At 45.6% G+C, this 12,644-nt stretch carries 14 protein-coding genes; 6 read left to right on the top strand and 8 right to left on the bottom strand.

Going from position 1 to position 12,644, the window contains the following annotated elements; all coding sequences use genetic code 11:
• Positions 1 to 44: 44 nt before the first annotated feature.
• Positions 45 to 1,403, bottom strand: coding sequence for a DUF4397 domain-containing protein (locus tag KIV40_RS10610; RefSeq protein WP_285349086.1), 1,359 nt, complete (start codon positions 1,401 to 1,403; stop codon positions 45 to 47).
• Positions 1,400 to 1,996, bottom strand: coding sequence for an LON peptidase substrate-binding domain-containing protein (locus KIV40_RS10615; RefSeq protein ID WP_285349087.1), 597 nt, complete (start codon positions 1,994 to 1,996; stop codon positions 1,400 to 1,402). The genes KIV40_RS10610 and KIV40_RS10615 overlap by 4 nt, the downstream gene beginning before the upstream one ends.
• A 323-nt stretch (positions 1,997 to 2,319) precedes the next feature.
• On the opposite strand from KIV40_RS10615, the gene KIV40_RS10620 reads away from it, so the two are divergent.
• The 4 genes from KIV40_RS10620 (at position 2,320) to csdA (ending at position 5,946) form a co-directional block, all read left to right on the top strand.
• Entirely contained in the window at positions 2,320 to 3,141 is an 822-nt protein-coding gene (locus tag KIV40_RS10620) for an outer membrane protein OmpK (RefSeq protein ID WP_012128732.1), read from the top strand.
• 107 nt (positions 3,142 to 3,248) lie between these two features.
• Complete coding sequence (gene panE, locus KIV40_RS10625; RefSeq protein ID WP_012128733.1) at positions 3,249 to 4,139, top strand: 2-dehydropantoate 2-reductase; 891 nt, start codon at positions 3,249 to 3,251, stop codon at positions 4,137 to 4,139.
• Positions 4,136 to 4,735 (top strand): DJ-1 family glyoxalase III, encoded by a 600-nt coding sequence (locus tag KIV40_RS10630; protein ID WP_285349090.1) that lies wholly within the window; start codon positions 4,136 to 4,138, stop codon positions 4,733 to 4,735. Before panE ends, KIV40_RS10630 begins: the two co-directional genes overlap by 4 nt.
• Positions 4,735 to 5,946, top strand: a complete 1,212-nt coding sequence (csdA, locus tag KIV40_RS10635; protein ID WP_285349091.1) for a cysteine desulfurase CsdA — start codon at positions 4,735 to 4,737, stop codon at positions 5,944 to 5,946. Before KIV40_RS10630 ends, csdA begins: the two co-directional genes overlap by 1 nt.
• Before the next feature lie 101 nt (positions 5,947 to 6,047).
• On the opposite strand, the gene csdE is transcribed toward csdA, so the two are convergent.
• From csdE to KIV40_RS10655, 4 genes are all read right to left on the bottom strand, one after another.
• Complete coding sequence (gene csdE, locus KIV40_RS10640; protein ID WP_134976471.1) at positions 6,048 to 6,476, bottom strand: cysteine desulfurase sulfur acceptor subunit CsdE; 429 nt, start codon at positions 6,474 to 6,476, stop codon at positions 6,048 to 6,050.
• A 21-nt stretch (positions 6,477 to 6,497) separates the two neighbouring features.
• A complete protein-coding gene (gene tcdA / locus KIV40_RS10645; protein WP_012128736.1) occupies positions 6,498 to 7,307 on the bottom strand; it encodes a tRNA cyclic N6-threonylcarbamoyladenosine(37) synthase TcdA in 810 nt (269 codons plus the stop codon).
• 102 nt (positions 7,308 to 7,409) lie between these two features.
• The gene (mltA, locus tag KIV40_RS10650) at positions 7,410 to 8,522 is read right to left on the bottom strand and encodes a murein transglycosylase A (RefSeq protein WP_285349093.1); all 1,113 of its coding nucleotides are present in this window, start codon (positions 8,520 to 8,522) and stop codon (positions 7,410 to 7,412) included.
• Positions 8,523 to 8,787: 265 nt separating this feature from the next.
• Positions 8,788 to 9,243, bottom strand: a complete 456-nt coding sequence (locus tag KIV40_RS10655) for a DUF2850 domain-containing protein (RefSeq protein ID WP_285349094.1) — start codon at positions 9,241 to 9,243, stop codon at positions 8,788 to 8,790.
• A 164-nt stretch (positions 9,244 to 9,407) separates the two neighbouring features.
• On the opposite strand from KIV40_RS10655, the gene argA reads away from it, so the two are divergent.
• Together argA and KIV40_RS10665 are read left to right on the top strand one after the other, a co-directional pair.
• Positions 9,408 to 10,745, top strand: coding sequence for an amino-acid N-acetyltransferase (argA, locus tag KIV40_RS10660; RefSeq protein ID WP_285349096.1), 1,338 nt, complete (start codon positions 9,408 to 9,410; stop codon positions 10,743 to 10,745).
• Between the two features lie 253 nt (positions 10,746 to 10,998).
• Positions 10,999 to 11,184, top strand: coding sequence for a hypothetical protein (locus tag KIV40_RS10665; RefSeq protein WP_005427310.1), 186 nt, complete (start codon positions 10,999 to 11,001; stop codon positions 11,182 to 11,184).
• A 40-nt stretch (positions 11,185 to 11,224) separates the two neighbouring features.
• Here the strand turns inward: KIV40_RS10665 and KIV40_RS10670 are convergent, their stop codons facing one another.
• Together KIV40_RS10670 and KIV40_RS10675 are read right to left on the bottom strand one after the other, a co-directional pair.
• Entirely contained in the window at positions 11,225 to 11,596 is a 372-nt protein-coding gene (locus tag KIV40_RS10670) for a hypothetical protein (protein ID WP_285349099.1), read from the bottom strand.
• On the bottom strand, positions 11,584 to 12,600 hold the full coding sequence (locus KIV40_RS10675) for a LysM domain-containing protein (RefSeq protein WP_285349101.1): 1,017 nt from the start codon (positions 12,598 to 12,600) through the stop codon (positions 11,584 to 11,586). Before KIV40_RS10675 ends, KIV40_RS10670 begins: the two co-directional genes overlap by 13 nt.
• Positions 12,601 to 12,644: the final 44 nt, after the last annotated feature.

Raw genomic sequence — 12,644 nt, forward strand, 5'->3', positions numbered from 1 at the left:
TCAGCCTTAATCATTGGGAGGAGCTTCCCCCTCCCCCTTTCGTCCTAGTCGGTGATGTCACCAACAATAAGATTGAAGCCACCGTTATTGCCATCATCGATGGCGACTACTTGATATACGACGCCGTTCATTACCGTTACAGGCGCAGAATCGATCGCTACCGTATCTGCGTCTCCCGCCACTGTCACAGTGACAAAATAAGAACCTTCGGCAACGTAAACGCCTTGCACACTATCTTTATACGCGAAGTTTGCTATTGCTGGATCACTTCCGTCAATTCCTGCGCTAGTTGTGAGATAGATGTCTACCATTTCAGCCACTGGATTCGCTGCTGCGTGCGTAACATTTAACGTTGCGCTGGTTGCGACTGCACGACGCATGTCTTCGACTACCAGCGGTTCAATTGCGATTGCAGGTGCGACAACGCCAACAGCATAGATGCTGTAATCCATACCACCTTTCACTTCTAAACCGTCAACGTCGATAATTGGATCCGTCGTTGTACCATCAACATACACATCAATATCGTATGCTTTTGGCGCAAGGTCCAAGTACCCGCGAATTTGTTTGAATTCCAAATCCGCAAGCGGAGCAAACGCAGCACCGTCGACATGAACATCAACAACAGGTGCACCATCGACTAAATGACCAACGCGCACTTCTGCTTTGCTTCCCTTATCTTCAAGTATAGAAGAGCCAGAACCATTCAATACCATTAACTTCACCGGAGAAGTACTGTTGGAATCCCCTGTCTTAATAGCGGCGATCGTCAAGTTAGCATTGGCTGGTAGAGGGATAGTGCCCGAATCAAACGCTACTGTGTCACCGACAGCTAGTCTCACTTGATAATCGCCTGCAGGAATGTTCAGCACATCCGTCGACGCTTTATAAGCCAGATTAGTAATCGGTGATGAGTCTGCCAACGCCACTCCAGGCTCAGTGACGTAAAGATCTACAGCTGGCACGCCAGAAGCAGCATGTACTACCTGAACATCTAAACTGTTTGCATCAGCCATGGAAGTCGCGCTTCGAGTCACGATAAGAGGCTCAACAGGGTTTGGTGCTCCAGAAGCGTCACCCACGACAAATGCGGTGTAATAAAGATCCGAGTCCAGATCGAGCGTTGTTTTATCTACGACTGTCGCGACATCTCCACCGGGCAACTGCACATCAACTTGAACTGAGTTTACCCCTTCAGGTAGCCTCACGTAACCAGAGCCAACGCCATAATCGACGTCCGTCAAAGCGGCTTGGTCGTTAATCCATACATTTGCAAGAGGCGCATCAGAAGAAGCATGTACCGCTTGCAAATTCGAATACTCAATCGAATCACTGTCTGACCCGCACGCAGCAATCCCTAGCACAGCAACCAAAGTTACTGCGGTTTTTGTAAGTCCTTTCATATCCTAGTCTCTCTTTGAAGTGGGGCTTCTATAGCATCATTGAGAAAATGCAATGCAGGAAGACAATCCTCTGCTCCAACCAACTGCTCAAACAGCTCACAATCTAGTGGAAGAAGTTCAAGCCATCTTTGAGCGACCCATGATGGATCGTCGTAAAAGCGGTGTTGGTAAAGCGTCCCTAATTGAGGAAATTGTTCGTACACATGAGCGAGTTGATGACTTAGATAGAGGAATTCGGGATGAGACCTTGGCTCTTGCCAATTGTCTAACCACTCGACTTCAGCGTGGCGAAGGCCATCAGAATCAGCCCTCACCCTTTTGACAATAAAACGTCTCTCTCCCGCCACGGTAATACCAAGAAGCCCATCACTGAGTGTTTCAAAATCAACGATAGTGACCAAGGTTCCGATGGATGACACGTTTCCCACAGCTTTCGGATCGACGTCGTTACCAACGAGACAAACGCCAAAACCTGAATCTTGGAGGCTGCATTCTTTCACCATGCGTTTGTATCTAGGTTCAAAAATACGCAGATTCATTTTGCCTTCTGGTAAAACGACTGAGGTTAATGGGAATAACATGACTTCTTTCATTCAAACGTCCTCTTTGGTTCATCATTTGATACGAATGGCCTATTAGTCAGATCACTAACGATTTGTGTTGGTTAATCGACTGGCTTAAAAAGTCATAAAAACGATTACGAAAAGGACATTCGTCACATATTTATTGCAAATCAATGCAACAAGCAAAAGGTTCCGTGAAATAAACTTGTTTCGTGACAAACCTCACGAAAAACCTTCATTTTTGCATCCTTTATCACTTTCATTTGGGATTTTTATCGCTATTATTCCCGCCAATTGGAAAGCGCAGCACAGATTGCGTGTTCTGAATCATTACAAACATAGAGAGTCCCCTTATGCGTAAATCACTTTTAGCTCTTAGCCTTCTAGCGGCTACTTCAGCTCCAGTTATGGCTGCTGACTACTCAGATGGCGACATCCACAAGAACGATTACAAGTGGATGCAATTCAACCTAATGGGTGCATTCGATGAGAAAGGTGCAGGTCCAGAATCTAGCCACGATTACCTAGAGATGGAATTCGGCGGTCGCTCTGGTATCTTCGACCTATACGGTTACGTTGACGTATTCAACCTAGCTTCTGACCCAGGCAGCGACAAAGCTGGCGCAGAAAAAATCTTCATGAAGTTCGCTCCACGTATGTCTCTGGACGCACTAACTGGTAAAGACCTGTCTTTCGGTCCAGTTCAAGAGCTATACGTTGCAACTCTTATGGAATGGGGTGGTAACTCTGGCGTAAACAACCAAAAAATCGGTCTAGGTTCTGACGTAATGGTTCCTTGGTTGGGTAAAGTAGGCCTAAACCTATACGGTTCATACTACGGCAACAACAAAGATTGGAACGGTTTCCAAATCTCGACTAACTGGTTCAAACCATTCTACTTCTTCGAGAACGGTTCATTCATTTCTTACCAAGGTTACATCGATTACCAATTTGGTATGGAAGACAAAGAAGGCAACAAGTTCAACACTAACACGTCAAACGGCGGTGCTATGTTTAACGGTATCTACTGGCACTCTGATCGTTTCGCAGTTGGTTACGGCCTGAAACTATACAAAGACGTATACGGCTTTGAAGATGGTAAAGCACTACCATGGACTCAAACTGTTGACTCTTCAGGCGTAGCACACTACGTTGCTGTAACTTACAAGTTCTAATAGAACCGATAAGTTCCCCAAAAATGGCGCCTCTTGGCGCCATTTTTATTTGCTTTCCTTTTTTCCCTCATTATCCTTGCAGCAAACCTTTTTAATGAGAGCGTTTGGTGAATATTCTCATCTTAGGTCCAGGAGCCGTTGGCTCACTTTGGGCGACTAAATTCAAACTTGCTGGGCACAATGTCTCCCTATGGGGAAGAAGCTCAAACAGCGAGCAATTGCTCCAACTTGATGACCATCCAGCAATCAGTTTTTCTAATCAACACATCTCTTCTGTTCAAAGTGCAGATCTGATTGTTGTGACAGTAAAAGCATGGCAAGTGGAAACCGCGATTGAGCCTCTTCTTCCGTATATCAGCACCGACACCATCATGGTGTTGATGCACAACGGAATGGGCACTGCACCGCTACTGGAAGTAAAACTGCCTGATAACCCATTAATCGTTGCCACAACAACACACGGTGCTTACAAACCAAGTAAAGAGCAGGTTCTTCACACTGGTCTGGGGAATACTCAACTGGGTGGTTTTAATGCTAAAGGTGCTCAATGTGACTTCTTAGCAGATGTGATGAACCACGCTTTGCCCGAGGTAAATTGGAACCCAAACATCAACGCTGCCTTGTGGACTAAACTCGCGATCAACTGTGCTATCAACCAACTGACAGCCATCCATCAATGCAAAAATGGTGATCTCGCTGCTCCTGAGTTTGCAGTGACATTAAAAAGCATCACTTATGAGTTGGTAGCAGTCATGAACAAAGAAGAGATAAAGATCGATTTTGACTCTTTACATGCCACAATTATGCAGGTGGTTAACGCTACAGCTGCAAACTATTCTTCTATGAGACAAGATGTCCTTCACCAACGTCGTACCGAGATAGACTTTATTACTGGTTATTTGCTGCAAGCTGCCGAAAAACACCAAATTAGTACGCCAGAGAACGCAAAACTCTATCAACACATCAAACAGATTGAACAAAGCTGGACAGAACAATGAACAAAAAGATCTTAGTACCTATCGCTCCGGGCACAGAGGAAATGGAAGCGGTAACCGTTATCGATATGATGGTTCGTGCGGGCTATGACGTAACGGTCGCAAGCGCAGATTTCGATGGTGCACTGACTATGAAAGCGTCTCGAGGCGTGACACTTACCGCGGATTGCAAGCTGGTTGATATTGCCGATGACGAGTTTGATGCGATTGTTCTGTCTGGTGGCGTTGGAGGCGCAGAAACCTTCCGTGATAGCACCATCATGATTGAGATCCTGAAACAGCACATGTACGAAGGTAAGCTGGTTGCGGCAATTTGTGCAGCTCCTGCTTTGGTTTTGCAACACCACAACCTTTACCCTGAGGCCTTGATGACATGCCATCCAAGCTTCCAATCTCATATTCCTGAAGACAAATGGCGAGCTAAACGTGTCACCATGGATGTGAATCACAACCTACTGACAAGTCAGGGACCAGGAACCGCACTTGAGTTCGCGATGGAAATCATTATCAAACTTTCTGGTAAAGAGCATGGGTGGATGGTCGCAGAGCCGTTAGTCACAATCCCAACACTGCATTATCACGAGTTCGGTGACGAATAATGTTTGACGTAAACGCTGTACGCGAACAGTTCCCCGCCCTAAATCAAGACGTCAACCAATCGCCTTTGGTTTACCTTGATAGCGCAGCAACAACACAAAAGCCACAGTGCGTGATCGATGTGATTAGCCGTTACTACAGTGCACAAAATGCTAACGTGCACCGTGGCAGTCACAGCTTAACAGCCAACGCGACCAGTCAATTTGAAGCGGCTCGTGAAACCGTTGCGAAGTTCATAGGAGCAAGCAGTTCAAAAGAAATCATTTGGACTAGAGGCGCAACCGAAGCACTAAACCTAATCGCACAAACTTATGCTCGCAGCACACTCCAAGCAGGTAATGAAATCCTGATCAGTGAAATGGAACACCACGCGAACATCGTGCCTTGGCAAATTGTCGCGGAGCAAACGGGCGCGAAAATCGTTAAAGTTCCGATGACCTCCGATTGCCAATTCGACATCAATGCATTTGAAGCACTGTTGTCGGAGCGCTGTAAAATCGTAGCATGCGCACAAATCACCAATGTGACAGGCTCTCGTCAACCTATCGAGAAAATCATCGCCATGGCACATGCGGTAGGCGCTGTTGTTGTTGTCGATGGTGCACAAGGTATTGTTCATGAACCGTTGAACTTGGCAGAGCTCGATGTCGACTTTTATGTCTTCTCTGGCCACAAGCTGTATGCACCCGCTGGGATTGGCGTTCTGTATGGCAAGCTTGAACTTTTAGAAGCGATGCCACCATGGCACGGCGGCGGCAAAATGGTTGAAAGAGTCTCGTTCGAGAAAACCACCTTCTCTGCCTTGCCGGGTAAGTTTGAAGCGGGTACACCGAACGTCGCCGGCGCAATTGCCCTAGCGAAAGCCATCGATTGGTACCAAGGCTTTAACCAAACCGAAGTAGAGGCACATCTGCATTATCTGCAGGACAAAGCTTACCAAGCACTGACTCAGCTCGACGACATTCAAATCCTCGGTTATCAGCCGAACGCTTCAGTGCTTACTTTTGTGATGGACGGCGTTCACCACCAAGATATTGCTACACTGCTTGATCAACAAGGTATCGCTGTTCGTGCAGGGCATCACTGTGCTCACCCTCTGATGGATGCGCTCAGGGTTAAAGGCACGGTGCGTGTTTCTTTTGGTATCTACAATACGTTAGAAGATGTTGAGAAGCTGATTGCTGCCGTCGAGAAAGCGGTCGATATGCTTTAACAATAAAAATACCACTATAGATTTATAGAAAAAGGGTTGAAACCGTTTGGCTTCAACCCTTTTCTTTATTCTGTTCTTTGCGCAGTGTTAACTAATCGCTATTACAGAGCCTGTGTTTTTATCTGCTCAACAATCGCTTTCAAACCATTGCCACGCGATGGGCTTAGGTGAGCAATTAAGCCCAGTTTTTCAAAGTAAGCGTCAATATCAAACGCTTGTATTTGCTCTGCCGTTTTACCGTCGTAAGCCGCCATCACCAAGGCAATCAGACCACGAACGATGCGCGCGTCAGAATCAGCACAGAAGTGCCATACGCCTTCTTGCTCTTTGCTCACCAGCCACACTAGGCTCTCACAACCAGATACCGTAACTTGCTCTGATTTAAGCTCTTCAGGCATTTGAGGCAGCTTTTTACCCCATTGAATCACCTGACGGTAGCGGTCTTCCCAACCTTTAAATTGCTGCATGGTTGCGGCGATGTCTTCACTGGTGATGTCAGTGCCAAACGGCGAGACAGGAAAATCAGTCATTGGTGCGCTCTCTTCTTTGAACTACTTCTTATGCTTTTGAATCAGCTTTTCAACGATGCGTGATACCGCAACAAAACCGAACGTTGCTGTTACGACCGTCGCCGCACCAAAACCACTCGCACAGTCCATACGTTTTGGGCCTTCTGCTGTCGATTTCACGCCACATACTGAACCATCGGCTTGTGGGTACTTCAATTGCTCCGTAGAAAAAACACAATCAATACCAAACTTACGCGCTGGATTTTTCGGGAAGTTATGATGACGACGCAATGTATCTTTGATCTTTTTAGCCAGTGGATCTTGGATAGTCTTGGTCAGATCCGCCACCATGATTTGAGTTGGATCGATTTGACCACCAGCACCGCCGGTTGTGATCACTTTGATCTTGTTGCTACGACAGTAAGCCAGAAGAGACGCTTTTGCTTTTACGCTATCTATCGCATCCAATACGTAATCGAACTCTTTGCTCAAGTACTCGTGCTGGTTATCTGACGTGATGAAATCGTCAATCAGATTGACCTTACACTCAGGGTTAATCAGCTTAACGCGCTCTGCCATCACTTCAATTTTGCTTTGACCAACCGTGCCAGTCATCGCGTGGATTTGACGGTTAATGTTAGTCACACACACGTCATCCATATCAATCAGCGTCAGCTCACCAATACCAGTACGTGCCAGCGCTTCTACCGCCCAAGAACCTACGCCACCAATACCAATCACACACACGTGTGCAGCACGAAGAATTTCTACTTCGCTGTTGCCGTAGAGACGACGAGTGCCACCAAAACGTTGGTTGTAGCTGTCAGATGCCGGAGTATCGAGTTCACGCATATTGAAGTTCCAGATGATCGATAGAAAAACAAAGAGTGCGATTTATACGCACTCTTTGAGGAAATGTCTAGATGATGAGAGGCGATTCCTCTCGCTAGGCGCTTATTGTAACTTCTCTGGCGGCAAAGCCCAAGGTGCTTGCGTTGGCGTGTTTTCTAAGCCCAACTTCCATACTCGACCAAAGTGCTTGTAGTGACCCGCATCTGTACCCGCGCGTGGTCCCATACCATGGTATAGGTCAAGATGGTTTTGTTTCACCGCACCGCCAGTGTCTAACACAATAAGAAGACGAAGCTGGTGTGCTCCACTCCATGTACCATCTTTATTAAGTAGCGGCACTTCCGCCAAAATTGGCGTACCCATAGGCAGAATCGAACGATCGCCTGCTACCGATGCCATTGGCAGTAAAGGAATGCCCGCAGAGCCCGTTACTGGTGCGTCGGCTTGTGGCGCAAAGAAGACATAAGAAGGGTTCTGCTCTAACAACTCGCGAACCGTTGCTTCATCATTCTTCATTACCCAATCTTTGATAGCTTTAAGTGACATCTCTTCACGTGGCACTTCACCACGCTCAATTAGAATTCGACCAATACTCACGTACGCTTTGTTGTTCTTGCCTGCGTAAGCGAAGTATTCCAGCGTATCGTCATCTTCAAAATGAACAAAGCCGCTGCCCTGCACTTCCATCATAAACGGGTCAATCATATTAGGTGCATAGCCAAGCTCGAGACCTTGTCCCTCTAGCGCACCGTTATAGATCTCGGCACGTGTCGGACAGTTTGAGCTGCAAACCGGCTTGCCATACACCGGGTATTTAAACGTTTCGTTTGGTTCGTGACGCAATTCCATCACTGGTGAGAAGTAACCGGTGAACAACACGTTACCCTTCTTGTCACCGCCACCAAGCTGCGCGGCTTGAATGCCGTAAGCACTGAGCGCAGTCGTATCACCACTCTGCAATGCCCATTCACTCAACTTCTCGTAAAGTGGCTGGTACATTTTTGCCATTGAAGGCGACTTAATCACAACCTGTTCTGCTTGTTTGTTGAACTCTGTGAAATCTTGTGGCTTGTTCGATTCAACGACATCGGCTTTATTCAAAATATGCGAAAACTCGCCATCATAATCTTGCTTGGCAAGTAGGTTTTGTTCTGGCTCAGCCGCACAACCGAATAGCAGACTTAAAGAGACAATAGGAAGGAGTTTTTTAAACACGTGTTTTTTCCGTAAAAGAAGATAGCAAAAGGATGGCAAACAAATGCAAACGACGCAATTGAAAAGCTGCGACAAAGTGTATCAGCGTTAAGGCAAAGACTTGGTTCGCTGCCAATTTATCCATTTAAACTGGGTTGAGGATAATAACAGCAATGGAATCAAACGATTGTCCGGAAAATGTTTGTGAAAAGTCGCAAGAACATAAAGATGTGACAAAACGCGATCCCCTGCCACACGCAACGAATCACGCTTTGAGAAACAGGGGTTAGCGAACCGCTAAATTAGAATGACCTTCCAGACGAAACACGGGAAGGTAATGAGCATTTGAGTCCAGTTTTATCTCAGCGTAGTGCTGATCTGTAAACTCAAATGTGCGTACCGTAGAGCCCACTTTATATGACAACGTATCACCATCAAACTTAAAGTCCGTCGCAACAGTTGATCCGCGTACCGTTACTCCTCTCTCACTCAGAACAAACTCTTCTCGAGCATAGGGAGCAACATCTTGCTCGACCCATTTTCCATAAATCACTGACCTAGAAACTGGTGGATTGATATAGCGCGTAATCAAATCACTGTACATCATCAAAACGGCAAAAGTACCAATGAGCGCCGTCAGCATAAGTGAACGTTCGACCCACTTTCGAAGTGTCGATTTGGTTGAGGAGTTTTGCTCGGTTTGAGCAGCGATCGCAGCATTCTTATTTACAACTGAAGACATGAGGCTCACGTGGTTGAACTAGACCCATGCATTGTACCCCCATCGACCAAACACAACCAAGCACCACGCTCACGATGTTTGTGCTTTATTCCAAAAAATTGGCTTGCCAACAATTGAATAAGAAGACAATATTAAAGCATAAATAAACACAAGGAATGGCTGTAGTGAAAATTCGTAGTACTGCTCTGGTTAAAGGATTCCGTCAATCCACACCCTATGTGAATGCACACCGTGGAAAAACCATGGTATTGATGCTTGGGGGCGAAGCGGTTGCTGATAAAAACTTTGGCAACATTATCAACGACATTGCTTTAATGCATAGCTTGGGCATTAAAGTGGTTGTGGTGTATGGAGCTAGACCTCAGATCAATCAACTACTGGAGAAACAGGACCTTACCACGCCATACCACAAAAACGTTCGTATCACAGATGAAGCAGTCCTTTCAGTAGTTATGCAAGCCGCAGGGCAGCTTCAACTGGCCATTACTGCACGCTTATCTATGAGTCTAAATAATACGCCAATGGCAGGTACTCAACTAAACGTCGTGAGCGGCAACTTTGTCATTGCTCAACCGCTCGGTGTTGATGATGGCGTCGACTATTGTCACAGCGGCCGCATTCGTCGAATCGATACTGATGCTATCCATCGCACACTCGATCAAGGTTCCATTGTGTTACTTGGCCCAATTGCCAGCTCAGTCACAGGCGAATGCTTCAATCTGCTTTCAGAAGAAGTGGCCACCCAGTTGGCGATAAAGCTTGGAGCCGACAAACTGATTGGCTTCTGCTCAGAACAAGGTGTGATTGACGATAACGGTAACGCCGTCGCTGAACTGTTTCCTATCGAAGCAGAGCATGTCATTAAGAAGCTTACTGAGAACACCGCACCAGACACCGACTATAACTCCGGTACATTACGTTTTCTTAAAGGCTCTATTGCAGCTTGCCGTGCAGGAGTGCCACGAAGCCACCTTATCAGCTACAAAGTGGATGGCGCACTCATCCAAGAATTGTTCTCTTTCGATGGTATCGGTACACAAGTAGTGATGGCCAGTGCCGAACAGGTACGTGAAGCGGACATCGACGATATTGGCGGTATTTTAGATCTAATTCGCCCATTAGAAGAGCAAGGCGTGCTAGTAAGGCGTTCTCGCGAACAACTTGAGCAAGAAATTAATAAATTCACCATCATCGAGAAAGATGGTCTGATCATCGGTTGCGCGGCTTTGTACCCATATATTGAGGAGCAAAAAGCGGAGATGGCTTGCGTGGCGATCCATCCAGACTATCGCGACGGTAATCGTGGATTATTGCTACTCAATTACATGAAGCACCGCTCTAAGTCAGACGGTATCAATCAGATTTTTGTCCTGACGACACACAGTCTGCATTGGTTTAGAGAACAAGGTTTCTATGAGGTGAGCGTCGATTATCTACCTGGGGCAAAGCAAGGGCTGTACAACTTCCAGCGTAAGTCGAAAATCCTCGCGTTAGACCTATAGGGAGGAACGAAACTCAGTACGTTCTACGACTAAATAATTATGCAAAGCTTTACATTGACATTGGTCGCAATTTAACCTTTTCAATATACATGCTGTTGGTTATACTCTGCGCAACAAACGGTCGTATTTCAAACAATCGACAAATGGATCTAGGTGAATAACTATCACCCTAAAGTGCGGAGCAAGCTTAGCTGCTTTGCATGACGCATCAAGGACAGTTGTTACTCTTACAATGAATAAGATGAGCACTGTTATGAAAACCATTATTTGTAACTCACTTCAAAGCTTCTGGGATATGGCGGATAACCATTTTCTGGAAGGGCTAGACGTCCATTGCGTATTCCCCGTCAATGACGCCATTAAAGATTTTATCTTGGCTTACCAACAGCAGTACAAAATTCGCAGCGTGTCATTTACCAATGCGTTTACACAAAATTAAAAAAGACCGAGCATCGCGCTCGGTCTTTTTGTATGTATGTTCAATAAAAGGCCATAATTAATAACGTCGAGAATATAACGAATAGAATGATTAGCAGTATCAACCAATAAACCAAGCTAACTTTAATCAGCCATTGAGGACTTATACTGCGTACATCGCTCAGTCCTCTTTTTCGAACAAGTCGAGGAAACGCGATGGCAGCAAGCAATGCAAGGCCATGTATCAAGGCTCCAAAATGGAAGCCAGAAACCAAAGCCAGCTCTACCGCTGTATAGTGCTTACCTGTGTAAGCGTATTCTTTAACCTGATCTGGTGTAACGTATATCAGAAATATGCCTACAACTAGATACCAAAAGACTAGCAAACCACCTGCGATAAAAAATGCAATAAAAGATAACTCTAATAACTGCATACTTCTCCAACCCTAGTTTTCTTGACCAAGTCGACATCGCTATATAGTTCTTTATATACATTAGCGACAACTTTGCCGGAAGCGTAACTCGCAATACCAGATGTAACACCTAACGCAAGGGCACCAATCCAACCAACCGGAGTCGCCAGTACGACTAGCGATATAACAGCACCTCCAGCTAGACCAACCACAGTGCTTACCGCGGTATCTAGTAATATTTCATTTTTCTCCACATCAGTTTTCGCACGCGCTATTTGGTTACAAGCCAACCCAAGATTCACAGCAGTAAGAACTGTGCCACCTTTAGCAGCCGCTTTTGACAACTTAGCAAGTTTGTCTGTATTTTTCTTTATAGCAGATGTTGCTGGAACTCCACCCCTCCTTGAAATCCTCATTGATTCTCGTGCTTTCTGACCGTTAAAGAAGAGCTTTTCTGTGGGACCTAGATTTTTTGCGACCGTCTCCAACAGCTTTCTTCTGCGATAGTCATACTGACCTTTTGTTAATCTACCGGCTTTATAGTCTTGATAAAGTCCATCGAGCTTTTTGAGTTCTGATATGTTCCCTTTGGATTCACTCCCTAACAAAAATCCCATTGAAGCAAAACTAGCACCTATTCCAGCACTTGCAGGTCCCCAGTTATCATCTAACCAAGACAGCGCCCAAAAAGCTTCTCGCTCAGGTATAGATAATGCTTTAACTGTAGAATCAAACTGTTTTTGGTCTGCTTCAGAGAGAGTTTGGGCATTTGCACTAATAGGTCGACTTTCAACACTAGTTTGAGTATCTAACTTTCTTAGAATGAGCGATTGTCCAATCTTTATCTTATCGGGGTCATTGACTTGAGGGTTATCTGAGGTAATTTGCTGAAGTGCAGCTTTATATTCATTACTTCCATATCTGACTTGATAAAACTTGAGTATTATTTTTGATAAGGTATCGCCTGGTTTTACGCTATAGACCGAAGTGTATCGATTAACGCTATTGAAGTGAGTTGTATTCATGGAAAGCCTCATAATGCACTAAAGTGCATAAAATGATATCGCCA

It is taken from the genome of Vibrio sp. D173a, assembly GCF_030248475.1.